20 protein-coding genes and 3 pseudogenes are annotated in these 24,858 nt (G+C 38.2%); 19 read left to right on the top strand and 4 right to left on the bottom strand.

The window, feature by feature from the left end; genetic code table 11:
- Positions 1 to 140: 140 nt before the first annotated feature.
- From MKX69_RS04930 to MKX69_RS04990, 14 genes are all read left to right on the top strand, one after another.
- Positions 141 to 4,493, top strand: coding sequence for a PolC-type DNA polymerase III (locus tag MKX69_RS04930; RefSeq protein ID WP_341009085.1), 4,353 nt, complete (start codon positions 141 to 143; stop codon positions 4,491 to 4,493).
- 143 nt (positions 4,494 to 4,636) lie between these two features.
- Positions 4,637 to 5,110 (top strand): ribosome maturation factor RimP, encoded by a 474-nt coding sequence (gene rimP / locus MKX69_RS04935; RefSeq protein ID WP_341009087.1) that lies wholly within the window; start codon positions 4,637 to 4,639, stop codon positions 5,108 to 5,110.
- 23 nt (positions 5,111 to 5,133) lie between these two features.
- Positions 5,134 to 6,309 (top strand): transcription termination factor NusA, encoded by a 1,176-nt coding sequence (nusA, locus tag MKX69_RS04940; RefSeq protein WP_002288500.1) that lies wholly within the window; start codon positions 5,134 to 5,136, stop codon positions 6,307 to 6,309.
- 21 nt (positions 6,310 to 6,330) lie between these two features.
- Positions 6,331 to 6,624: an RNase P modulator RnpM gene (gene rnpM, locus MKX69_RS04945; RefSeq protein ID WP_002288501.1), complete on the top strand. Its 294-nt coding sequence runs from the start codon at positions 6,331 to 6,333 to the stop codon at positions 6,622 to 6,624.
- Entirely contained in the window at positions 6,621 to 6,932 is a 312-nt protein-coding gene (locus MKX69_RS04950; protein ID WP_002288509.1) for a YlxQ-related RNA-binding protein, read from the top strand. Before rnpM ends, MKX69_RS04950 begins: the two co-directional genes overlap by 4 nt.
- 12 nt (positions 6,933 to 6,944) lie before the next feature.
- Positions 6,945 to 9,251, top strand: coding sequence for a translation initiation factor IF-2 (gene infB, locus MKX69_RS04955; RefSeq protein WP_002294141.1), 2,307 nt, complete (start codon positions 6,945 to 6,947; stop codon positions 9,249 to 9,251).
- A gap of 26 nt (positions 9,252 to 9,277) precedes the next feature.
- Complete coding sequence (gene rbfA / locus MKX69_RS04960) at positions 9,278 to 9,625, top strand: 30S ribosome-binding factor RbfA (protein ID WP_002294142.1); 348 nt, start codon at positions 9,278 to 9,280, stop codon at positions 9,623 to 9,625.
- Between the two features lie 509 nt (positions 9,626 to 10,134).
- A complete protein-coding gene (locus MKX69_RS04965; RefSeq protein ID WP_341009091.1) occupies positions 10,135 to 12,498 on the top strand; it encodes a phosphoketolase family protein in 2,364 nt (787 codons plus the stop codon).
- A 368-nt stretch (positions 12,499 to 12,866) separates the two neighbouring features.
- A complete protein-coding gene (gene truB / locus MKX69_RS04970) occupies positions 12,867 to 13,790 on the top strand; it encodes a tRNA pseudouridine(55) synthase TruB (RefSeq protein WP_341009093.1) in 924 nt (307 codons plus the stop codon).
- Between the two features lie 3 nt (positions 13,791 to 13,793).
- Positions 13,794 to 14,735, top strand: a complete 942-nt coding sequence (ribF, locus tag MKX69_RS04975; protein ID WP_341009095.1) for a riboflavin biosynthesis protein RibF — start codon at positions 13,794 to 13,796, stop codon at positions 14,733 to 14,735.
- A 155-nt stretch (positions 14,736 to 14,890) separates the two neighbouring features.
- The gene (locus MKX69_RS14070; RefSeq protein WP_341008892.1) at positions 14,891 to 15,472 is read left to right on the top strand and encodes a transposase; all 582 of its coding nucleotides are present in this window, start codon (positions 14,891 to 14,893) and stop codon (positions 15,470 to 15,472) included.
- On the top strand, positions 15,442 to 16,317 hold the full coding sequence (locus MKX69_RS14075; RefSeq protein ID WP_445666854.1) for an IS3 family transposase: 876 nt from the start codon (positions 15,442 to 15,444) through the stop codon (positions 16,315 to 16,317). Before MKX69_RS14070 ends, MKX69_RS14075 begins: the two co-directional genes overlap by 31 nt.
- A gap of 333 nt (positions 16,318 to 16,650) precedes the next feature.
- On the top strand, positions 16,651 to 17,436 hold the full coding sequence (locus MKX69_RS04985; protein ID WP_341009096.1) for a glucose-1-dehydrogenase: 786 nt from the start codon (positions 16,651 to 16,653) through the stop codon (positions 17,434 to 17,436).
- A gap of 12 nt (positions 17,437 to 17,448) precedes the next feature.
- A complete protein-coding gene (locus MKX69_RS04990; protein WP_002288523.1) occupies positions 17,449 to 18,300 on the top strand; it encodes a GRP family sugar transporter in 852 nt (283 codons plus the stop codon).
- A gap of 123 nt (positions 18,301 to 18,423) precedes the next feature.
- Here MKX69_RS04990 and MKX69_RS04995 read toward each other — a convergent pair whose 3' ends face one another.
- A complete protein-coding gene (locus tag MKX69_RS04995; RefSeq protein WP_002296526.1) occupies positions 18,424 to 18,876 on the bottom strand; it encodes a helix-turn-helix domain-containing protein in 453 nt (150 codons plus the stop codon).
- Between the two features lie 464 nt (positions 18,877 to 19,340).
- Positions 19,341 to 19,708, bottom strand: a pseudogene (locus tag MKX69_RS05000) (iron chaperone).
- A 149-nt stretch (positions 19,709 to 19,857) separates the two neighbouring features.
- Here MKX69_RS05000 and MKX69_RS05005 point away from each other — a divergent pair.
- From MKX69_RS05005 to MKX69_RS05015, 3 genes and pseudogenes are all read left to right on the top strand, one after another.
- Positions 19,858 to 20,340 carry a YbaK/EbsC family protein gene (locus MKX69_RS05005; protein ID WP_002294466.1) on the top strand — a complete coding sequence of 161 codons (483 nt, stop codon included), beginning with the start codon at positions 19,858 to 19,860 and terminating at the stop codon, positions 20,338 to 20,340.
- 36 nt (positions 20,341 to 20,376) lie between these two features.
- Positions 20,377 to 20,691: pseudogene (locus MKX69_RS05010) on the top strand (LD-carboxypeptidase); the annotation flags it as partial.
- Between the two features lie 76 nt (positions 20,692 to 20,767).
- A protein-coding gene (locus MKX69_RS05015) for an IS3 family transposase (RefSeq protein ID WP_094850654.1) occupies positions 20,768 to 21,894 on the top strand; the annotation gives its coding sequence in 2 pieces (ribosomal slippage) (positions 20,768 to 20,996 and positions 20,996 to 21,894; 1,128 coding nt in all).
- A gap of 42 nt (positions 21,895 to 21,936) precedes the next feature.
- Here MKX69_RS05015 and MKX69_RS05020 read toward each other — a convergent pair.
- Together MKX69_RS05020 and MKX69_RS05025 are read right to left on the bottom strand one after the other, a co-directional pair.
- Positions 21,937 to 22,137 (bottom strand): annotated as a pseudogene (locus MKX69_RS05020) (hypothetical protein); the annotation flags it as partial.
- Between the two features lie 189 nt (positions 22,138 to 22,326).
- Entirely contained in the window at positions 22,327 to 22,917 is a 591-nt protein-coding gene (locus tag MKX69_RS05025) for a type 1 glutamine amidotransferase family protein (protein WP_131774480.1), read from the bottom strand.
- A 483-nt stretch (positions 22,918 to 23,400) separates the two neighbouring features.
- Here MKX69_RS05025 and MKX69_RS05030 point away from each other — a divergent pair, with 483 nt between their 5' ends.
- Together MKX69_RS05030 and hemW are read left to right on the top strand one after the other, a co-directional pair.
- A complete protein-coding gene (locus tag MKX69_RS05030; RefSeq protein WP_002300943.1) occupies positions 23,401 to 23,628 on the top strand; it encodes an adenosine deaminase in 228 nt (75 codons plus the stop codon).
- A 15-nt stretch (positions 23,629 to 23,643) separates the two neighbouring features.
- Entirely contained in the window at positions 23,644 to 24,810 is a 1,167-nt protein-coding gene (gene hemW / locus MKX69_RS05035) for a radical SAM family heme chaperone HemW (RefSeq protein WP_341009101.1), read from the top strand.
- Positions 24,811 to 24,858 lie beyond the last annotated feature (48 nt).

Below are 24,858 nucleotides of genomic sequence, written 5' to 3' on the forward strand. Positions count from 1 at the left end.
AATTGGAACTGCGATTCAAATCGCAGTTCCAATTTTTTAATGTAAAACTCAGAAAAAACGAGTATACTAAAAGGTACTGAAAAAGAAGAGGATAAGATGCGATCAATTGCATTGTTTCTCATCAGAAAGGGCGTATATCTTTGTCAGAAAAACGAGATTTATTTGAAAAACTGTTGGAACAAATCCAACTAGAGGAAGCAGAAAGAAATCATCCACTGCTTACTGCTGGTGAAATGGATAGTGTAGTGGTCCATCGTAAATCGCGTTTATGGGAATTTACGCTGCATTTTTCCAAAATTTTGCCTATTATGCTATATCGGTCATTGACTCAGCATCTGACTATCGCTTTTAAAGATATTGCACAAGTCAAACTGAATATCTTAGCAGATGACCAGACATTCGATGAACAGCTCTTGCAAGATTACTGGGCCCAAGCTTTGGAAAATCAGCAATGCGATACACCACTAGCACAGCAAGTATTGAAAACGCAGGTACCTGTGATAAAAGATCGTAAAGTCATCTTGCCAATCGACAGTACAGGAGCTATTTCTTATTTGAAGCAACAATACTTGCCATTAGTAGAAGAGTTGTTCGTCAGTTACGGATTCCCAAAATTTCGTATCGAACCAGAAGTGGATGAGCAGCAAGCGGAACGTGTATTGAAACTTTTTGAAGAACGCAAACAAGAACAGGCAGAAGCCTTTATGAAGCAAGCAGCTGAAAGTCTAGTTGTCCACGAACAAAAGAAAAAGGAAAGAAAAGAGCAATCGCCAGCTCTTGAAGGACCCATCCAGCTAGGACGAAATATTCCAGCCGATGAACCAACGACACCAATGATCAGTATCGTTGAAGAAGAACGAAGAGTCACACTTGAGGGGTACGTATTCGACAAAGAAGTCAGAGAACTACGTTCAAAACGCAAGATCTTGACTTTGAAAATCACAGATTATACTTCATCATTTATCGTCAAAAAATTCTCGAACGGCGAAAAAGATGAACAAGTATTTGATGCGATCAGTGTCGGTAGCTGGTTAAAGGTACGGGGAAGTATTCAAGAAGATACGTTTGTCCGTGATTTGGTCATGAATGCGCAAGATATCATAGAAGTCAAACATACACCTCGCAAAGATTATGCTCCTGAAGGGGAAAAACGAGTAGAGCTTCATGTTCATAGCAATATGAGTACGATGGATGCAACAAACAGCATCTCTGATCTTGTGGCACAGGCAGGGAAATGGGGACACCGAGCTATCGCCATTACAGACCACGGTGGTGCGCAAGCCTTTCCGGAAGCACATAGTGCTGGAAAAAAAGCAGGTGTGAAAATCTTATACGGCGTGGAAGCGAATGTCGTAGATGATGGTGTCCCAATTGCTTATAATGATGCACATGAAGCATTGAGTGAAGCCACATATGTCGTATTTGACGTGGAAACGACAGGATTGTCTGCAGTATATGACACGATCATCGAGCTAGCCGCAGTCAAAATGTATAAAGGAAATGTGATCGAAAGCTTTGATGAATTTATCGATCCAGGACATCCTTTGTCACGAACAACGGTAGATCTGACTGGTATCACGGATGAAATGGTTCGAGGATCAAAGTCGGAAGAAGAAGTATTGCGGATGTTCCTTGAATTTTCAAAAGATACAATTTTAGTAGCCCACAACGCGGCTTTTGATATGGGGTTCTTGAATACTAGCTACGCAAGGTATGGTATTCCTGAAGCGGCCAATCCAGTCATTGATACGTTGGAGTTAGCTAGATATCTGTATCCTCAATTCAAACGTTTCGGATTAGGAGTGTTATCTAAAAAATTTGGTGTCAGCTTGGAACAGCATCACCGAGCAATCTATGATGCTGAAGCAACTGGTCACTTAGCATGGATCTTTGTGAAAGAGGCAATGGACAATCATAACATGCTTTATCATGATCAGCTAAATGAGCATATCGGAGAAGGAGATTCTTACAAACGAGCCCGACCTTTCCATGTAACGATTTTAGCAAAAAATCAGGCAGGACTGAAAGATTTGTTCAAACTGATTTCAATGTCGAATGTCGAATACTTCGAACGCGTCCCACGAATACCACGCTCCCAATTGAAAAAGATGCGTGAAAATCTATTGATCGGCTCAGCTTGTGATAAGGGAGAAATATTCGAAGCCATGATGCAAAAAGGGGTAGAAGAGGCAAGAAACCGAGCAAAATTCTACGATTATATTGAAGTTATGCCAAAAGCGGTCTATGCGCCTTTGATCGAGCAAGAATTGGTAAAAAATGAACATGATTTGGAAGAAATTATCCAAAATTTGGTAGAAATCGGAAAAAGTTTGGATAAAATCGTTGTTGCAACAGGTAATGTACATTATCTGAACGAAGAAGATGCCATTTACCGAAAAATTTTGATCAATTCTATGGGCGGAGCGAATCCGTTGAATCGTCATAGTTTGCCGGATGTCCATTTCCGAACAACCGATGAGATGCTAACTGCATTTCACTTTTTAGGGGAAGAAACAGCGATAGAGATCGTAGTAGAAAATACGAATAAAATCGCAGATATCTGCGAAGAAGTGATTCCAGTCAAAGATGAACTTTATACACCGAAGATTCCAGGTTCAGAAGATGAAATATCAGAATTGAGTTACACAAAAGCAAAACAAATGTACGGAGATCCGTTACCTGAGATCATTCAAAAACGATTAGAAAAAGAGTTGAATTCTATTAATGGTAATGGCTTCTCGGTTATTTATCTGATCGCCCAAAAACTAGTGCATAAAAGTAATGAAGATGGCTATCTAGTAGGTTCACGTGGCTCTGTTGGCTCTAGCTTTGTTGCGACGATGACAGGAATCACTGAAGTTAATCCGTTAGCCCCTCATTATTATTGTCCAGAGTGCCAATATTCCGAGTTTTTTGAAGATGGTACGTATGGTTCTGGATTTGACATGCCAGAAAAACAATGTCCAAAATGTGGTGCACGCTTAAACAAAGACGGTCATGATATTCCATTTGAGACATTTTTAGGATTCCATGGAGACAAAGTGCCCGATATTGATTTGAACTTCTCAGGTGATTATCAAGCAGAAGCCCATAACTATACGAAAGTATTGTTTGGCGAAGACTATGTTTACCGTGCCGGAACGATTGGTACAGTCGCCGACAAAACAGCATATGGCTATGTAAAAGGATACGAAAGGGACAATAATCTGCAGTTTCGAAGTGCAGAAGTCGACAGATTAGCAAAAGGCGCTACTGGAGTCAAACGGACAACCGGCCAGCATCCAGGGGGGATCATCGTTATTCCCGATTATATGGATGTCTATGATTTTACGCCGATCCAATATCCAGCAGACGATCAAAATTCGGAATGGAAAACGACTCATTTTGATTTCCACTCGATTCACGATAATGTATTGAAATTAGATATTCTAGGGCATGATGACCCAACTGTTATTCGGATGCTTCAAGATTTATCAGGGATCGATCCACAAACGATCCCTACGGATGACCCGGAAGTGATGCGGATATTTGCCGGTCCTGAAGTACTTGGAGTAAGTCAGGAACAAATTTATTCCAAAACAGGGACATTAGGTATTCCAGAATTCGGCACTCGTTTTGTTCGAGGGATGCTAGAAGAAACGCATCCTACAACTTTTGCAGAACTACTGCAAATTTCCGGACTATCTCATGGTACAGACGTATGGTTAGGAAATGCGGAAGAATTGATTCGACGAGGAGATGCGACACTGGCGGAAGTAATCGGCTGTCGTGATGATATTATGGTTTATTTGATCCATGCTGGATTAGATAGCGGGATGGCATTTAAAATCATGGAAACTGTTCGTAAAGGACAATGGAACAAGATCCCTGATGAATTGCGAGAAACCTATCTATCGGCGATGAAAGAAAATAAGGTGCCCGACTGGTATATCGATTCTTGTTCAAAAATCAAATATATGTTTCCGAAAGCCCATGCTGCAGCTTACGTATTGATGGCTCTTCGTGTCGCTTATTTCAAGGTTTATTTCCCTATTTTGTATTACTGTGCATACTTTTCTGTACGTGCAGACGACTTTGATCTAGTCTCCATGTGCAAAGGAAAAGATGCTGTGAAACAAGCAATGAAAGAAATCACGGACAAAGGATTAGATGCTTCCGTAAAAGAAAAGAATCAACTGACAGTGCTGGAGTTAGCCAATGAAATGCTGGAACGAGGATTCAAATTTGGAATGATTGATTTGTATAAATCGGATGCCGTTAACTTTGTTATTGAAGGTGATACGTTGATCGCACCATTTAGAGCTGTCCCAAGTTTGGGAACCAACGTGGCAAAACAAATCGTTGAAGCAAGAAAAGACGGTCCATTTTTATCCAAAGAAGATCTTGCCACCCGCGGTAAAGTTTCAAAAACATTGATCGAATATATGAACGACAATGGCGTATTGAAAGATCTACCAGATGAAAACCAATTATCGTTATTCGATATGCTATAAGCATCTGTTTTCCTGTCTGCTTGTAATTTTAAGCAGAGTATGGTATAGTTCTTATAGGTAATGATACTAACTGTGAGTGAGCGGATTTTTCGCTCACTCTTTTTAATGGAATTACGCACTTAATTTTTAAGGAGGCGAAACTTTTGAGTAGCGTCGTTGAAACAGTCACAGAAATGGTGACACCGATTTTAGATGAACAAAATTTTGAACTTGTCGAAGTCGAATTTGTAAAAGAAGGAAAAAGCTGGTTCTTACGAGTATTTATTGACAAAGAAGGCGGTATCGATATCGAAGAATGCGCCTTTGTCAGTGAGAAACTGAGTGAAAAACTTGATGTAGCAGATCCAGATCCGATTCCTCAAGCTTATTTCCTGGAGGTATCCTCCCCGGGAGCAGAGCGGCCATTGAAAAAAGAAAGCGACTATGAAAAGGCACTTGGTGATTATGTCCATGTCTCCTTATACCAACCAGTAGATGGCGAAAAACAATATGAAGGATTTCTTCAATCATTTGATGCTGAACAGCTTACATTGAAAATACGCATAAAAACACGAGAAAAAGAATTGACTTTTGACCGAAAAAATATTGCAAAAGCTCGCTTAGCTATCCAATTTTAATCACGGAGAGGAATCAGAAAAAAATGAGTAAAGAAATGTTAAATGCGTTAGACGCTTTAGAAGCTGAAAAAGGGATCTCAAAAGAAATCGTGATCGATGCTTTAGAAGCAGCATTGGTTTCTGCATACAAACGTCACTATGGCCAAGCACAAAACGTCGAAGTGGAATTTGATCAGAAAAAAGGAAAGATCCATGTCTATGCGGTAAAAGAAGTAACGGAAGAAGTGATGGATTCACAGTTGGAAGTCTCATTGAAAGATGCACTTTTAATCAATCCAGCATATGAGATCGGTGATACGATCCGTTTTGAAGTAACACCAAAAGATTTTGGGCGGATCGCTGCGCAAACGGCTAAACAAGTTATTTTACAGCGTGTACGTGAAGCAGAAAGAACGATTATTTATAACGAATTCAGTGCTTATGAAAAAGACATCATGCAAGGAATCGTCGAACGCCAGGATAAACGTTATATTTATGTCAATCTTGGTAAAATTGAGGCAGTTCTTTCTAAACAAGATCAAATGCCAAATGAATTTTATCAACCACATGATCGAATCAAAGTTTATGTTTCCCGAGTAGAAAATACGTCTAAAGGTCCGCAAGTATTTGTTAGCCGCAGCCATCCAGACCTATTGCGTCGCTTATTTGAACAAGAAGTACCAGAAGTCTATGATGGAATCGTTGAAATTGTCAGCATCGCCCGTGAAGCTGGCGATCGTTCAAAAGTGGCAGTTCGCTCAAATGATCCAAATATCGATGCAGTCGGTACATGTGTCGGGCCAAAGGGACAACGAGTTCAAGCAATCGTCAATGAATTAAAAGGCGAAAACATGGATATCGTCGAATGGAATGAAGATCCAGCTGTATTCATTGCAAATGCATTGAATCCTGCACAAGTCATGGATGTGATCTTCGATGAGACAAATCCAAAGGCCTGCACAGTTGTCGTTCCAGACTACCAATTATCGCTAGCAATCGGTAAACGCGGACAAAATGCACGTTTAGCTGCTAAATTGACTAACCATAAAATCGATATCAAATCAGAATCTGACATGACGGAATTTTATGAAAATCAAGAACAACAAAAAGAAACAGAAGAACTGCATGATGAAGCAATCGTTCAGTCAGATTTAACAGACGATGAATATGAAACAATTGCATTCAACAATGAAACGGTCGAAGAAAAACCAGAAGCTTAACTTTAGTAAGGAGGCAAAGAGATGAAACAAAGGAAAATTCCTTTACGCAAATCCGTGGTTTCAGGTGAAATGAAACCTAAAAAAGAGATGGTCCGAATCACCCGTTCAAAAGAAGGGGAAGTATCGATCGATCCAACTGGAAAAATGCCTGGACGAGGAGCGTATGTCTCACTTGAGCCGGAAGAAGTACAACAAGCTTGGGATAAAAAAATTCTCGATCGAGTACTCGAAACAACATTAACAGATGAGTTTTATCAAGAACTTCTTGACTATGTCACTCACCAAAAAGCACGTAAAGAGTTATTTGGAAAATGAATACAGTTAATCGGCAAAAAGCCATGAATCTCATCGGTCTAGCGATGCGCGCGGGAAAACTAATCACGGGTGAAGAACTGACCATTGCTGAAATCCGCAAACAAAAAGCAAAATTGGTGTTTGTGGCAACCGATGCAAGCGAGAATACAAGAAAAAAGATAAAAGATAAGAGTTCATATTATGAAGTTCCTTGCTTTGAGCTATTTTCTGAAGCAGAAATCACGCAGATGATCGGAAAACCTCGCAAGGTATTCGGAATAATGGATGCCGGATTTGCGAAGAAGACCAAGGAGCTAATTGAAGGTTAGGAAGGTGATCGCATGGGCAACAAAAGAATCTATGAATTAGCAAAAGAACTCAAAAAATCTAGTAAAGACGTCGTGGAAAAAGCACAACAACTTGGCATCGATGTGAAAAACCATATGGGTGCGATTACTAGCAGTGATGAGAAGAAATTGCAACAAGCGTTCAAAAACCCAAGCACGAAACAACAAGCTGCACAACAAGCAAGCAGAAAACCAGCCAATCAACAGCCGAACGATCAACGTAAAAAAGAAACAACGAACAATCAACAAAAAAATAAAAATAACCGCAGTTATCAAGATCGCGGTCAAGGGAGCGGTCAAGTGAATCAAGGAAAAAAACCAACAACAAACCAAAATAATACGGGAAATACCAGCAGCCAAAATCGTCAAGGAACGAGCCAAGGCGGCAATCAAAACCGTACTAACAATAACAACAAACCAAACAATAACAATCGCGGCAAATTTAATAATAATAACCGTAATCGTTATAATAAAAAAGGTAAAAAAGGCAAACAGCAACAATCAACTAAACCAGCTGTACCACCACGCAAATTCCGTGAATTGCCAGATGTATTAGAGTATACTGAAGGTATGAACGTAGCAGATATTGCGAAAAAAATTCATCGTGAGCCAGCAGAAATCATTAAAAAATTATTTATGCTTGGTGTCATGGTCAATCAAAACCAAGCACTGGATAAAGATACGATTGAACTGTTAGCGACGGACTATGGCATGGAACCACAAGAAAAAGTCCAAGTTGACATTGCTGATATCGATAAATTCTTCGAGGCAGAAGAAGTCGATCCAGATAAATTAGTCTCACGTCCGCCAGTAGTAACGATTATGGGACACGTAGACCATGGGAAAACAACTTTATTGGATACATTACGCCATTCACGTGTAACAAGCGGAGAAGCAGGCGGAATCACGCAGCATATCGGTGCCTACCAGATCGATATTGATGGTAAACCAATCACTTTCTTGGATACACCAGGACATGCTGCCTTTACAAGTATGCGTGCACGTGGAGCAAGTATCACAGATATCACGATTTTAGTTGTTGCTGCAGATGATGGTGTCATGCCACAAACAGTTGAAGCAATCAACCATGCCAAAGCTGCAGGCGTTCCAATCATCGTCGCTGTAAATAAAATTGATAAACCAGGTGCAAACCCTCAACATGTTATGCAAGAATTAAGTGAGTATGAGTTAATTCCTGAAGCATGGGGTGGAGAAACAATCTTTGTTGAGATCTCAGCGAAATTCGGCCAAAACATTGAAGAATTGCTGGAAATGATCCTGTTAGTCGCAGAAGTAGAAGATTTAAAAGCAGATCCAACACAACGCGCAATCGGAACAGTGATCGAAGCACGTCTTGATAAAGGTAAAGGTCCTGTGTCAACCTTACTTGTCCAAGAAGGAACACTTCATGTTGGTGACCCAATCGTTGTAGGCAATACTTACGGACGTGTCCGTGTAATGACAAACGATCTTGGCCGTCGCGATAAAGAAGCAGGACCTGCAACGCCAGTAGAAATCACTGGCTTGAATGATGTACCTCAAGCAGGTGACCGTTTCGTAGTCTTCGAAGACGAAAAGACAGCACGTGCAGCGGGTGAAGAACGCGCAAAACGTGCATTATTGGAAAACCGTGCTGCCACAAGCCGTGTGACTTTGGACAACTTATTTGAAAGCCTGAAAGAAGGCGAATTGAAAGAAGTTAACGTAATCATCAAAGCAGATGTACAAGGTTCAGCAGAAGCACTGGCTGCATCATTGAAGAAGATTGATGTGGAAGGTGTCCGTGTAAAAATCGTCCATTCAGCTGTCGGAGCAATCAATGAAAGTGATGTAACCTTAGCAGCAGCCAGCAACGCTATTATCATCGGTTTCAACGTTCGTCCTACACCGCAGGCAAAAGTACAAGCTGATACTGAAGAAGTCGATATTCGTCTTCACCGTATCATCTATAAAGCCATCGAAGAAATCGAAACTGCGATGAAAGGGATGCTAGACCCTGAATTTGAAGAAAAAATCACTGGTCAAATGATCGTTCGTGAAACCTTCAAAGTTTCTAAAGTTGGTACGATTGCAGGTGCCTATGTAACAGAAGGATATATTCGTAGAGATAGCGGTGTCCGTGTAATCCGTGACGGAATCGTAATCTATGAAGGACAACTTGCAAGTCTAAAACGATTCAAAGATGACGTGAAAGAAGTCAAAATGGGTTATGAATGTGGTGCAATGATTGAAAAATTCAATGACATCAAAGTAGATGACGTAATTGAAGGATTTATCATGGAAGAAGTCAAAAATGACTAAAAACTGATAAAAGGAGGCCAATCATTATGGCTAACTACCGTGATCGCCGAGTCGGTCAAGAAATCTTAAAAGAAGTCAATGATATTTTGCGCAAAAAGGTGCGTGACCCTCGTGTGGAGAACGTAACGATCACAGATGTGAAAGTTACGGGGGACTTACAGCAAGCAACGATCTATTACAGCATTTTATCTGACTTAGCATCAGATAAGAAAAAAGCACAAGATGGATTGAATAAAGCATCAGGATTGATTCGTCGAGAGTTAGGGCACAATCTAAGTATTTATAAGACACCTGAATTGTTCTTTGAACTTGATGAATCAGTTGTCTATGGCAACCATATCGATGAATTGCTTCGCGACTTGAACAAAGACTAATCAAAAAATCCCGCAAAACCTGTGAAATCAGGGGTTGCGGGATTTTTTTGTTTTCATTAAGACGTATTACCTAAGAGTTCCATGACTTTAGTCTGGTAGCGTGTCAGCTAACCAAAAAAGAGAAAAAGAAAAGTAAAAAATTCGACTTTCTTTTTTCTAGTAGTATATAAATTTTTGCATATAGATAAAGATCAAGATACCGATAACGGAAGCTAGAAGGAATTGCTCGATCCAGCCCCAGTTTTCCAGCAATGTGTTAACTGGCCCAGCGTCATTCAGCAAATTACGCATGATGAGGAGCGAAATGAACTGCGGAACAGCCATTGTGATAACGATAAGTTTTTTGGATCAATGTAAAAAACGTCAGCGAAAGGAAAAATTTCGTGGTTTTTTATACCTGTTCATTTGGCTATATATAAAATCCAAACAAATGAACAGAAGTGCTTATTAGGTTTCAATTAGGAGCATCTGCGCTAGAATAAGAGTAATAATGAAAAGGAGTGTTATGTATGGATTATTCTAGTAAAGAATACTTTGATAAAATGACGGCTTGGTGGCGTGCTGCTAATTATCTTTCTGTTGGGCAACTTTATCTTAAAGATAACCCCTTACTGAGACGTACACTGAAACCAGAAGATGTCAAAAAACATCCAATCGGTCATTGGGGAACGATTCCTGGCCAAAATTTTATTTATGTCCATTTGAACCGAGTCATCAATAAATATGATTTGAACATGTTTTATATTGAAGGGCCAGGACACGGCGGACAAGTCATGGTATCGAATGCTTATTTAGATGGAAGTTACACAGAGATCTCTCCAGAAGTAACGGAGGATGAGACAGGAATGCAAAAATTATTCAAACGATTTTCATTTCCTGGAGGCATTGCTTCTCATGCAGCACCAGAAACACCAGGTTCTATCCATGAAGGCGGAGAGCTTGGATACTCTCTTTCACATGCAGTCGGAGCTGTATTAGACAATCCTGAAGTAATCTCTGCTGTCGTGATTGGTGATGGTGAAGCAGAAACCGGTCCTTTAGCTGGAAGCTGGTTCTCAAATGTCTTTATCAATCCAGTGATAGATGGAGCTGTTTTACCGATCCTTCATTTAAATGGTGCAAAAATAGCCAACCCAACGATCTTGGCACGTAAATCAGATGGAGAATTAGCAAATTACTTTAACGGACTTGGCTGGGAACCTTTCTTTATTGAAGGAAATGATCCAGAAAAATTAAATCCTGTTATGGCTGAAAAAATGGATCAAGCAATCGAGAAAATTAAATCCATCCAAAAAGAAGCTCGCCTGAAGACAGAAACAGATGTCGCAATGCCAAAATGGCCAGTATTGATCGTACGCACACCAAAAGGATGGACCGGTCCAAAAGAATGGGACGGGGAACCAATTGAAGGAACCTTCCGAGCACACCAAGTACCGATTCCTGTAGATCAAGAACATATGGATCATGCAGATGCTTTACTCCGTTGGCTGAAATCCTATGAACCAGAAAAATTATTTGATGCACAAGGACGTATTTTAGAAGAAATCAGAGAAATCGCGCCTACTGGTGACCAAAGAATGGCAAAAAATCCTATCACCAATGGTGGAATCGATCCAAAACCGCTTATTATGCCAGATTGGAAAAAATATACTTTGCAATTTGAAAAACCAGGCTCCATTAAAGCAGAAGATATGACCGAACTTGGTAAATTCGTTCGCGAGATCATTGAGAAAAATCCAGAAAATTTCCGTATATTTGGACCAGATGAAACAAAATCAAACCGATTGAATCAAGTTTTCAAAACGACAAATCGCCAATGGATGGAAAAAATCGAACCAGAAAATGATGAATGGCTTTCGCCATCTGGTCGCGTCATCGACAGTCAATTATCGGAACACCAAGATGAAGGGTTCTTAGAAGGGTACGTTCTGACTGGACGGCATGGTTTTTTTGCAAGTTACGAATCATTCTTGCGAGTGGTTGATTCTATGTTGACTCAGCACTTCAAATGGATGCGGAAATCACATGACCTTTCTTGGCGAAATGATTATCCTTCGCTAAATCTCATTGCAAGCTCAACAGTCTTCCAGCAAGATCACAATGGATATAGCCACCAAGATCCAGGAATATTGACACATTTGGCAGAAAAGAAGGCGGAGTTCATCCGTGAATATCTGCCTGCGGATGCAAATACATTGCTTGCAGTCATGGATAAAGCATTCCTCTCGTCAGAAAAAATCAATTTGATCATCTCTTCCAAACATCCGCGTGCTCAATTTTACTCAGCAGAAGAAGCAGCCGTCTTAGTGAATGAAGGCTTGAAAATCATTGATTGGGCTTCGACAGCAAAAGAGGAGGAACCTGAATTGGTCATTGCTGCTGCAGGAACGGAATCTAACTTAGAAGCATTAGCAGCTGTAACTTTGTTGCTGGAAGAATTCCCAAAACTAAAAATTCGGTTCATCAATGTCGTAGATTTATTGAAATTACGTCATCCAAGTCAAGATCCGCGCGGGTTGAGCGATGAAGAATTTGATCAATATTTTACAAAAGACAAACCGATCTTATTTGCTTTCCACGGTTATGAAACATTGGTCCGCACGATTTTCTTTGATCGTCATAACCATCATTTAATGATTCATGGCTACAAAGAAAATGGAGATATCACGACACCATTTGACATGCGTGTAGTAAATGAACTTGATCGTTATCATTTGGCAAAAGACGCAGCTTTAAAAATCAAAGGAAGTCAAGCAGAAGATTTTGCGAAAAAAATGGATCAGAAATTACAAGAACATCAAAACTATATTCGTGAAAATGGTATTGATCTGCCAGAAGTATTGGATTGGAAATGGAAAAATCTTGACCAATAAAATGATAAAATCGATCCCGCAAAACAGAATTTTTTACATTGATTAAGAAACTGAAAAAATAAATAAAAAAAACGGAAAAAAGACTGGAAGAATGGCCAGTCTTTTTTTTCGTTTTTGGGAAGTGAAAACCAATCTATTTACCTGTAAGCCACCCATAAACCCAATCAAATGGTGCAAAGAAAAAATCTTCCATTCTATTCCCTCCTTTAAAAAAAGCATAACATGATTTCTATTTACGTGAGCATGAATTTTGTTACGTTTTTATTGCCGAAAAATAAAAACCGTTCATTATGATGTCAAATTCGTCAGTAATTGATGCAATGTGTTATAATAATTCAGTTAAATCAAAAATGAAATGGAGAAAAGACATGGACGGGTTATTACCTTTATGGAAAGAACGCGGAATGACAAGTCATGATTGCGTATTCAAATTAAGAAAAATCTTACATACGAAAAAAATCGGACATGGGGGTACGCTTGACCCAGACGTAGACGGTGTGTTGCCCATTTGTATTGGAAAAGCCACAAAAGTTATCGAATACTTGACAGATTCTGGGAAAATCTATGTAGGCGAGATAACTCTAGGTTTCAGTACAACGACGGAAGATCGATCCGGAGAACGGGTAGAAACAAAACCAGTAGATATGTCTTTATCTGAAAAAAAAATAGATGAAGTGATGGCTTCATTTATTGGTGAGATCACCCAGATACCACCAATGTACTCAGCGGTAAAAGTCAACGGTAAGCGGTTATATGAATATGCCCGCAATAATGAAACAGTGGAGCGGCCTGTTAGAAAGGCTCAGATTTACCGTTTTATCCGGACAAGTGAATTGACAAGAGACGAAGTGACAGGAACTATTTCTTGGCGCTTCGAAGTAGAATGCGGGAAAGGAACCTATGTCCGCACATTAGCTGTAGATACAGGCAAGAAACTTGGTTACCCTGCGCACATGTCTGATCTGACCCGAACAGCAAGTGCCGGTATGTCCCAGAAGGATGCTCTGACATTAGAAGAAGTAGCTCAAGCTGTGAAAAATGGGACAATCGATGATTGTTTGCTGCCAATAGAAAAAGGAGTGGAACGGTTCAAACGAGTAGATATTACTGATGAAGTATGGCAGAAAGTAAAAAACGGTATGAGACTTAATTATACTGTATTTGCGCTCCCAGAAATGCCGTCAGAAGAAATTGCTTTGTTTTATAAAGGAAAAGTTATCAGTATCTATCAGCCAAACCCGAAAGAAAAAAACAAATTAAAACCTAGTAAAGTATTGAGAAATGAGGAATAACGAATGAATATCATCAAGATCAGACATCCTTACCAATCAGAACAAATTCCAGAAGACGATGTCGTTTTAGTGCTGGGATTTTTCGACGGCGTGCATATCGGACACCAGAAAGTCATAAAGACAGGTATGGAAATTGCACAAAAAGAAGGATTGAAATTAGCATTGATGACTTTCAATCAGCATCCATCGATTGTCTTTAAAAAGATCGATCCTAGCAGCGTGAAATATTTGACTAGCCTTAAGCAAAAAGAAGAAAAAATGGCCGCTTTGGGTATAGATTATTTATATGAAGTTGATTTTACTTCTTCTTTTGCTCATTTAGCACCGCAGGAATTTGTTGATCAATACATCGTAGGGTTACATGCAAAATATGCTGTTTCCGGTTTTGATTATACGTATGGACCAAAAGACATTGCAGATGTCGCTCATTTTCCTGAATATGCCAAAGGAAGATTCAAAATCGTCACAGTTTCTAAAGAAGAAGAACAAGGTGAAAAAATCAGCTCTACCCGTATTCGAGGATTACTAGACAACGGACAAGTAAAAGAAGCAGCAAAACTATTAGGTTGCACATATGAGGTAGAAGGGGTAGTTGTCCATGGCGATGCACGAGGCAGACTACTAGGATTCCCTACAGCAAATGTCAAAGTAAAGAGCACAGTTCATTTGCCTAAAGAAGGTGTTTATGTATCGGAAATAAAAATTGGGGAAACTTGGTATCCCGCCATGGGTTCAATTGGACATAATGATACATTCGGTGAAGGACGGGAGCTGACTGTAGAGTTGTATATTTTGGACTTTAATCAAGATATCTATGGTGAACATGTCGCAGTACGCTGGAATCAATTTTTAAGAGATCAAGTGAAATTTTCTAGTGTAGAGGAATTGATTGAACAACTCAAAGAGGATGAACAAGCAACAGCTGAATATTTTTCTCAGCAATAAAACATTATGCATAAAATCTCTTGTTTATGTATAACTAGCAATTACAATAAAATGGGTGATAAATAAGCCCAGGAAAGGGGCTGTGACAAAAGTCTTGTGTACCGACCCCCAAAAGTTAGACCAAAAAATCTAACTTTTGGAGGTCGGTATTTTTTATGGCTAAGTATACTTTTGAACTTAAATTAAAGATCGTTCATGATTATTTGGATGGCAAAGGCGGAAGTGATTATCTGGCAAAGAAGTATTCCATTAAGGCTCCATCACAAGTGAAGCGCTGGATCAATGCCTATCAAGAATTTGGTGAAGAGGGTCTAGTAAGAAAGCGACAAAAGAAAAAATATTCTGTTCAATTTAAGCTGGATGCGATAGAGTTATATCTAACAAGTGAGCTGTCCTATCGTGAAGTTGCCAACACACTTAACATGAACAACCCTAATTTGATCGCTAGTTGGATGCATCAATTCCGTGAGGGTGGGATCGATGGACTCTCAAAAACGAAAGGATGTCCACCTATCTTGTCTAAGAAAAATGAACCCAAAAATAAGAAAAAATCTACAACTAAAGCAACGTCTGAAGAACGTGAACGCATCGAGGAGTTGGAGAAACGAGTCCGTTCCCTTCAAATTGAAAATGCCTTTTTAAAAGAATTGAGGAAGCTGCGAAAACAGGAAGCCCAACAACGACGAATGAAGCAATCGCACGAATCATCGCAAGCCTCCGAGGACCGTTTAAATTAGTTGAGCTTCTAGAAACTTTAAAGTTCCCTAAGGCAACCTTTATGTACTGGCAAAAACGATTGGACCGTAAAAATCCAGATCAAGAGATTGAAGCGGAAATGCTTAAAATTCGGGAGAAGCACAAGGATTATGGCTGTTTACGGATGACCAATGAACTAAGAAACCGCGGTTTCTCTATCAATAAAAAGAAAGTTCAGCGCCTGATCAAGAAGCTAGGAATAAAAGTAACGGCATACACACGTAAATCACGGCGCTACAATTCTTATCGAGGTCAAGTCGGAGCAGTAGCCAAAAATCGGATCCATCGTCGTTTCTACACTAGTATCTGCCATCAGAAAATCACGACGGATACAACTGAATTTAAATACCATGAAGTGGATGCCAAAGGCATTATCCGTCAAAATAAATTGTATCTAGATCCTTTTATGGATATGTTCAATAGTGAGATTTTATCCTATCGTATCTCTGAAAAACCCAATGCATTAGCGGTAATGGAAGGTTTGGAGGAAGCTATCCAGACCACTAACGATTGTCCCTATCGTCGTACGTTTCACTCAGATCAAGGTTGGGCGTATCAAATGAAAGCTTATAGAAACAAATTGAAGGAGTACAAAATCTTTCAAAGCATGTCTCGGAAAGGGAACTGCTTAGATAATTCACTTATGGAGAATTTTTTTGGCTTATTAAAACAAGAGATTTTTCACGGGAAAGTTTATAACTGTTTCGAGGAATTAAAATCAGCCATCGATAGCTATATCTATTACTACAATAATGAACGGATAAAACAGAAATTAAACTGGCAAAGTCCCGTCCAATTTCGTAAAACAACCGTAACGGTTGTGTAAAAATATCATTTTAGAGCATGAAAAAAGGAGTGGATTTCTCCACTCCAAAAAAGTCTAACTTTTGGGGGTCACTACATTGTCACAGCCTTTTTTTCCAAATAAATGGTTTTTCAGAAGTAGCTTCTTCGGAAATAAGCCGAAATTTCTTGAAGCTGACCACTTCTGTCACAACCTCTTTCTTTATAGAAATAAAAGGACACTAGCAATTCATGAAAACGATTGCTAGAGCGTATCATTTGCTTTAGACTATATATCTTGGTGTACACTCACTTTAAGACGGAAATAAAAGTTATCCGTAATAACAGGTTTAGGTATGAAAAAGGAGTGGGTACTATGTATAAGGAATTAGAAAACAAAGTCGCAGTAGTAACTGGTGGCTCAAAGGGGATTGGAACAGCGATTGCTCAACGATTCGGGAAAGAAAAAATGAATGTAGTTGTCAACTATAACTCGGATAAAGAAGGAGCAGAAAAAGCAGTCAAAGCAATCGAAGAGGCAGGCGGAAAAGCAGTCTCTGTACAAGCAGATGTCAGTTCTGAAGAAGAAATACAGCGTTTACTTGATACGGCTTTAGAAAATTTTGGGACACTGGACGTTTGGGTTAATAATGCTGGGATGGAAAATCAGCATCCAACCCATGAACTTAGCCTTGAAGATTGGGAAAGAGTGTTAAAAGTCAATTTGACTGGCGTTTTTATCGGAACGAAAGCGGCTTTAAATTACTTTACAGAGAATAATAAAAAAGGAAATATCATCAATATGTCTTCTGTTCATGAACAGATCCCATGGCCAACGTTTGCTCATTACGCTGCTTCAAAAGGCGGGGTAAAATTATTTACCGAAACGGTAGCAATGGAGTATGCACCGAAGGGAATCAGAATCAATAGTATAGGCCCTGGCGCTATCCGTACACCTATTAATGCGGCAAAATTTGATGATCCTGAACAAAAAGAACTCTTGGAAAGTATGATCCCACTAGGACGCGTAGGTGAACCAAAAGAAATAGCGGCGACAGCTGCATGGTTGGCTTCAGACGAATCCAGTTATGTTACAGGTATTACACTATTTGCAGATGGTGGGATGACTTTATATCCTTCTTTCCAAGGTGGAAAAGGATAAGGGTGAATAAAAATGGGTTTATTGATTGCATTGATCCCGGCAGTTGGCTGGGGGATCCAGCCACTGATTTTGAAAAAGATTGGTGGCAGACCAACAAATGAGATATTAGGAACTGGTATTGGAGCGGTGCTTGTCGGCTTACTCGTTCAATTATTCGCTTCTCCAGCTGGTATTTCAGTGACTACATTTTTGATTAGTTTACTTTCTGGTGCATTTTGGGTTATTGGACAAACAGGACAGTATACATCTTTCAACTTGATTGGTGTTTCTAAAACGATGCCAATTTCGACTGCATTACAGTTAGTCGGAACCTCGTTGATTGGTGTCTTCGCTTTTGGAGAATGGTCTGGAAGTATGGGGAAAATCATTGGAGCAGCAGCAATCATTCTTCTTGTATTTGGTTCTGCTTTAACGGCAATCAGTGATGATCCTGGAAAAAAAGGCGGTATCACAAAAGGAATTAGTCTATTAGCATCAACAAGTATTGGTTATTGGGTATACAGTGCATTGCCTAAACTAGTTGATGCAAGCGGACTTTCCATTTTCTTTCCGCAAATGATCGGTGTCTTTTTAGGGGCAGTGATTTATGTGATTTTCCGTAAACCAACCGCATTTTCTGAAGACAAGAGTTGGAAAGCAACGATCGTTGGAGCCATCTTTAGTGTGTCAGCATTGGCTTATATTTTTTCAGCAAATGAAAATGGGGTTGCTACTGCATATATCATTACACAGCTAAACGTAGTTATCTCTACATTAGGCGGTATGTACATCCTGCATGAAAATAAGACACCAAAAGAAAAAAAATTAACGATTATCGGATTATTGCTGATCGTAGTAGGAAGCATGGTCACGGTCTTTATTTGAGGATAAAGATGGTAAAATCTCATTTATTAAAAAAATATTTGTTTGAACCAAACAGTAAGTACTTATAAAAAAATAGCGCTAGAATTTCCAACATCTCTGGAATTTCTAGCGCTTTTTAATTGTTTAAGATACAAGAGAAATATCTGTCTGGATCAATAATTTTTCATTGATCCATTGACTAAAGTTTACGACATAATTGAAGTTACCACCGATTAGTATCTCCGCATGATTGTCTTTATAAAGATCGTATTGTAAAAGACGGTCTTTTTTATTTGCGTAAACATCGTTATGGTACTGGACTAATTGTTCTCGGAATTGATTGATTGCTGTAAAATCACGATACTGAAGGTTGAAACGCATCGTGATTGGTGCATTTAGCATGAATCGCTGCATTTCTTTTGCTGCTTCCTCTGCTTGATCTCCGTAAAGGAACTCAAAAAGATTACGTTCAGAAAATTTCCATTGCCCGCCAACCTTTGTTCCTTTTAGTTTTCCTTCATGAAGATAATTTCTGATAGAACGTGTAGTAACACCTAATTGTTCGGCTAATTCATTTACTGAGTAAAAATCTTTCAATGTTCACCCTCCTATGTGAATGGTTCTACTGACTTAGTTGATATTTGCTTAATCACGAAATGTAGAAAGAACGATTTTAATTAAGGTCATTGTAAAAATCAAGTCAGAAAATTCTAACTTTTCTTTCTCTAAAGAAATTCCTTCTCTCCTAAAGTGATATTATATTTAAATATACCTGAAAATAATGGGCAGTATTATGAAAGATCGCTGATATTTTCTCGTATTTTTTCCTTATTCAAAAGTTTTGCAGGAAAATTGCTGAAAAAATAATTTTACTAAGTGGAAAATTCAAAGCCATTCAATCAGTGATTTTTTTCAGCACAAGAAAGACTCCTTATAAAAATAGCAGATACTTTGTAAATTAAGTGTTTAACCAGGGATGATAAAAAGGATAGGATTGAACAAAACCTGTATAAGGTGATGAATAGTTTCCTCGCCAGTAAAGGGTTTATTCGTATAAAGCTTTATCGCCAAAATTTATCATGACCTTTTTTATCTTCAATATTAAATGAAATCAATTGTTCAATCAATTCCCAGTTGATTACACTTTTCCAAGGAACTTTGATGACGTTATCCGTATATACGTAGCCTGCTTCTTGGATATTTTTTCAAGGGCACGAATCGCTGCTTTTTCCGGTGCGATAGAAAAATGATTTTTAGCAAAACTAAATGCAATAATAAAGGTACCATGGTCAGTAAACATAGGTTGGTTCCATTTTACAGTTGTGTCTAGCTGGGGATACGTTTCTGTTATCTTAGCAAAAAGGTCTTTGATCTTTTGTTGATGTTCTTTTTCTTTGATCTGATTGATGATCGGCTGAAATTTTTCCATTCTAAAACGCCTCCATTAAGTGGTTTGATTTATTTTACCAGAAAAACAATAGTTATGTATAAAAAACGAACAAAACACAAGTAATGTTGTAACCGCTATATTTATATGATAAGATGTCTCAAATAATAAAATAGAAAAGAGACATAAAAATGATTGACTTGGCAAAGAAATTCTTACACGAAAATATATATTTTGAGTTGTATCATCATCGAGCCATTTATACAAATGAAGATGCTTTGGTAATAAAGAAAGAACAAGGATTTACAGGTACAGAGACCAAAAGCTTATTCTTAAAAGATAAAAAAGATAATAACTACGTATATCTGACTTTTACTACGAAACAAACGGATTTCAAAGCATTAGGGAAGATCGTCGGTAAAAGGCTTTCTATTGTTTCATCAGAACGCATGGAAGAACAAACGGGACAAAAGCAGGGCGCTGTTTCTCCGTTTGGTTATGAAAAACAGATTCCGATTATTATTGATGAAGAGCTCTTATCAAATGAAAAACTTGTTTTTGCACCAGGTAGACCAGATCAAACGATGGTCATCCAAACGGTTGACTTAAACAAAATCATCCAGCTACTTGAGATGCCGATATTTTTGATGCCGGCAAACGAAAAAAACAATTAACCAAGTAAAATAGTGCATACTTGGAGGTGAAGCAACATGATAAGTTATCCATTATTAGAAAGAAATGCAACGATTGGGGTTACTGCACCATCCTCAGGCGTATCAGAGGAACACCATTCGTTACTCGAATCAGCTTTAAAGAGAATGGAAGAAAAATCTTTCCAAGTAGTTACTGGAAAGACGCTTTGGACGCAAGATAAGGAAAAATCAGGTCCAGCAAGAAAACGAGCAGATGAATTCAATCAAATGATACAAGATGAAAATATCCAAATGATCTTTCCGTCTTGGGGAGGAGAATTATTGATTGAGATTCTCGATTTTGTCGATTTTGATGCTCTACAACCAAAATGGTGTTAGTATCAAATCTTAGACAGCTTTTCGTAGAGACAAGAATAAATTAAACTTATCTACGAGAGGATGAATTTTTATGACCCGATATGAAGAAAATTTTAAACAAATGATTGTTGAACTGAATCAAACTGGACGTTCTGTTCGAGGGTTAGCGAAAGAATATGGCTTATCTGAAGCAACGATTTACAAATGGAAGAATTTATATTTACCTGATCAGTCCACAGGACTGACTGGAAAAGAAGTAGCTGAACTGAGAAAAGAAAATGCTCGTTTAAATGAGGAACTTGAAATCTTAAAAAAAGCCGCAGCCATATTCTCTCGGAAAACCTAAATTCGCTTGTTCAATTTATTGAAAAATGGTGTAAGGATTACACTGTTTCTTTGTTGTGTCGGTTATTAGAAATCCCTAGAAGTGTCTATTATTTTTATAAGAATAAACCGTTGACAGCTACAGAAATCAGAAATAATAAGTTGAAAAAGAAGATTTCAACAATTTTTTTTACGAATAAACAACGCTATGGTGCCACAAAGATCCATCAAGTTTTATTAAAAGAAGGGATTTCAGTATCTCTTAAACATGTCCAAAAGCTAATGAAACAATTAAATTTAAGGTCGATTGTAGTTAAAAAATATAGACCTCAAAGGTCTAATAAACCGATCATTTCAAAAGAGAATCTCTTAAATCAGGACTTTTCTACTGAAACGATCTGTGAGAAATGGGCAGCTGACATTACGTACATTCCTACTAAGAAAAATGGTTGGTGTTACTTATCTTCAATCATGGATTTACACACGAAAAAAATTATTAGTTATACATTTTCAAAACGAATGACTGTGGATTGTGTCATTCAAACATTGAATAAAGCAAAAATACATTATCACATTCCAGAAGGAATGATTCTACACACTGACTTGGGCAGCCAATACACAGCAAGAGAAGTGGAACAATGGCTTAAAACCAACAAAATAAGGCATTCTTATAGTAGAAAAGGAACACCTTATGATAATGCTGGAATCGAATCTTTCCATGCCTCATTGAAAAAAGAAGAAGTCTACACGACTAGCTACTCAGATTTTGAAGAAGCAAATCGAGCGCTATTTAGCTACATTGAAGGATTTTATAACCGAAATCGAATCCATAGCTCGATTCACTATCTAACCCCACAGGAATTTGAAGAATTAGCAAAAGAAAAAATGGCTTAACCGTCTCTACTAAAATGTGTCCAAGATATTGACTCAAATCCACTCTGAGACTTTACTGCTTGTTGAAGATGTATTCGTTTCAGTAGAAGCTGATTTCTGAGTACTTGATTTTTCAGCTGAACTGGTTTGTCTGATTGAACTTTTGTCTGTGGTCGCAGATGGATCACTATTTTCTTTACTAGGAGACGTACATCCTACAAGGAATAAAGAGACCATCAATAAAATAAAACCTAACTTTTTCATATAAAATACCTCATTATTTTTTTAATACCAGTATAGCATAATCCTGAATTTTTGAATCCGTAAAACCTTGTCTATGAATATAAATAGAGTGTATCTTCTTTGATAAATGTCAGAAAAAGTGTGACAAATAATCATCAGTAAAATTACTTGTCACACTATTGATAAGGAGTATTTAATTGAAGAGAATGATTAGGAGAAAGGATATCCGTACTTTTTATAGTAATCATAGAATCCGAGTTTGTATAGACGAATCGTTTTTTCTCTTATTTCTTCTGTTTCAAAATGGACTGCTTGAAGAATCAAGTCTGTGAATTCTATAGGAGCCGTTCCATTCGCAGTAATCAAATTACGATCTTTCACAGCTTGTTGTTCTATAAAATCTTCTTTATTCTGATAATTTTCCGATTCTAACCAAGGAAATTGCGCATTTCCGGTGTGTTTGTAACCTTGCAATAATCCGCTCTGAGCTAAATAATCAACTGCCCCACAAATAGCAGCTACTGGTACGTCTGTTTTTAACAATTTATCGATTATTTGATATAAATGATGATTTTTTATGTCCCATGAATTGCCACCGATCATAATAAAGAGGTCAACTTTTTCAGGTATTTGTTCGATTAAGTAATCGATTTTTGTTTTTAATCCTCCAATGGAAGCGACCTCTGATTGGATAGAAGCAGTTTTGTTTTGCCATTTCTCATTTTGGTTTAGTGTGCTAGTAATATAAGCACCTTCCCAATCGGCATATTCCTCTAATAGAAACGTAATCGCAGTTTTCATTTTCAAGCTCTCCTTTACTATCTATAACAAGGACAACAGTTTTAACCTACAGACATTCATTAAAATTGGGTAGCGACAGCGAAAACAACAATTCTTAAGTTTTAGACAGAGTATACAGACAGTCAACTTAATTAAATACGAACTAAATAAAAATGACAGGTAATCATTTTTGTTTACCAGCATTATAACATTTTGCATACATGGATGACAAAAGAACCAATTCCCACTTGCTTGAGTACAATATTAAAAGAAACTGGAAGGCAAAAAGTAATTATAGAAACGAAAAATAAATCATATCGGGCACTCAGACATGAAAACAACCCTAGAAATATATAACTAGGTAACCAGTTTAATGAAAGAAAAAATCATCCAAGAAGTCGATTCTTGGATTTTTTAGTGGATTTGTTCGCCAAATACGTTTAGTATGCGTATATGAGAGGTTGTAAGCAAAGCGTTGTGGTCTGAGCACTTAAGGAGGAATCTGTGAAAATAGCTTTTCATATTTTTGCAGATTTTGACTTAATGCCGAAGGTCAGCTTTGCGATTACCGTTTATCGAGAGGCTGTAAAAGCACCGTGTAGCTCCGATGACAATAAGCAAGCATTTTTAGAGCTAGGTTTCCTTGATTCTAAATATGCGGCTTATTTCAATGAGTTGGTGCTTGAACGCGATTTTAAGAAGGTCGAAAACAGGCACGACTTTTCGACGTAAGGAGAAAGAATTTCAATGATAGAAACAATAAATCCCGCAGAAAACAAGGTTTCTGCGTACATTCATATCCCATTTTGCGAGCATATCTGCTATTACTGTGACTTTAATAAAGTTTTTTTAGAAGGGCAGCCAGTAGATGAGTATGTGGAAATGCTGCTGAATGAAATGAGATTAATGCTGGAAAGTCATCCTACAGCGAGTTTGGAAACACTTTATGTAGGAGGCGGAACACCAACTTCTTTATCTGCTAAACAACTTGATCGACTATTATCAGGTGCTAGAGAGATCCTGCCTTTTCAAAATGGTAATGAGTTTACTGTAGAAGCGAATCCAGGTGATTTGACCCGTGAAAAACTTCAAGTAATGAAAAACTATGGCGTCAATCGTTTATCCATGGGAGTGCAGACATTTGATAATCGCTTATTGAAAAAAATTGGACGTAAACACACCGCAGAAGATGTGTATCAAACTATGCAATTTTTAGAAGCAGAAAATTTTACCAATGTAAGCATCGATTTGATTTATGCATTACCGGGACAAACACTAGAAGGATATCTGGATACTTTGGAAAAAGCTTTGGCTTTGGATCTGCCTCACTATTCTTTGTACTCATTGATCCTCGAAAACAAAACAATGTTCATGAACTGGGTACGACAAGGAAGACTCGAACTGCCTGATCAGGAAACGGAAACCAGAATGTTTGAAGAGACGATTGAAGCAATGGAAAAGCATGGACGTCACCAATATGAAATAAGTAACTTTGGGCTCTCCGGACATGAATCTCAACATAACCTCATGTACTGGAACAATGACCACTATTTTGGGTTTGGAGCTGGTGCTAGCGGTTATCTTGGAGATATTCGTTACCGCAACAAAGGACCAATCCAACACTATTTACGCCCATTACGAGCAAATGAACGCCCGGTATTGGAAGAAGAAAAATTGACACGAAAAAATCAAATAGAAGAAGAAATGTTCTTAGGACTAAGAAAAAAAACAGGGATTACTAAAAAACATTTCTATGATCGCTATCAAAAAACAATTGAATCGGTGTACGGTGATGTGCTAAGGGAATTAGAGCAAGAAGGATTACTTGTTAATGAAGAAGACCGTGTTTATTTGACACCAAGAGGGACCTTTTTGGGGAACAATGTGTTTGAGCGCTTTTTGTTTGAAAAATAGTTTAAAGAATATTTGTTTTTTATCTGAATTTAAATAAAAAAAGTTCAA

Origin of the sequence: Enterococcus sp. FSL R5-0957, assembly GCF_038008005.1 — a bacterium.
GTDB lineage: Bacteria > Bacillota > Bacilli > Lactobacillales > Enterococcaceae > Enterococcus_B > Enterococcus_B faecium.

Coding starts and splice junctions, on each gene's coding strand:
- nusA (WP_002288500.1), top strand. CDS start 5,134: ATGAGTAAAGAAATGTTAAATGCGTTAGACGCTTTAGAAGCTGAAAAA.
- rnpM (WP_002288501.1), top strand. CDS start 6,331: ATGAAACAAAGGAAAATTCCTTTACGCAAATCCGTGGTTTCAGGTGAA.
- MKX69_RS04950 (WP_002288509.1), top strand. CDS start 6,621: ATGAATACAGTTAATCGGCAAAAAGCCATGAATCTCATCGGTCTAGCG.
- infB (WP_002294141.1), top strand. CDS start 6,945: ATGGGCAACAAAAGAATCTATGAATTAGCAAAAGAACTCAAAAAATCT.
- rbfA (WP_002294142.1), top strand. CDS start 9,278: ATGGCTAACTACCGTGATCGCCGAGTCGGTCAAGAAATCTTAAAAGAA.
- MKX69_RS04965 (WP_341009091.1), top strand. CDS start 10,135: ATGGATTATTCTAGTAAAGAATACTTTGATAAAATGACGGCTTGGTGG.
- truB (WP_341009093.1), top strand. CDS start 12,867: ATGGACGGGTTATTACCTTTATGGAAAGAACGCGGAATGACAAGTCAT.
- ribF (WP_341009095.1), top strand. CDS start 13,794: ATGAATATCATCAAGATCAGACATCCTTACCAATCAGAACAAATTCCA.
- MKX69_RS14070 (WP_341008892.1), top strand. CDS start 14,891: ATGGCTAAGTATACTTTTGAACTTAAATTAAAGATCGTTCATGATTAT.
- MKX69_RS04985 (WP_341009096.1), top strand. CDS start 16,651: ATGTATAAGGAATTAGAAAACAAAGTCGCAGTAGTAACTGGTGGCTCA.
- MKX69_RS04990 (WP_002288523.1), top strand. CDS start 17,449: ATGGGTTTATTGATTGCATTGATCCCGGCAGTTGGCTGGGGGATCCAG.
- MKX69_RS05005 (WP_002294466.1), top strand. CDS start 19,858: ATGATTGACTTGGCAAAGAAATTCTTACACGAAAATATATATTTTGAG.
- MKX69_RS05025 (WP_131774480.1), bottom strand. CDS start 22,917: ATGAAAACTGCGATTACGTTTCTATTAGAGGAATATGCCGATTGGGAA.
- hemW (WP_341009101.1), top strand. CDS start 23,644: ATGATAGAAACAATAAATCCCGCAGAAAACAAGGTTTCTGCGTACATT.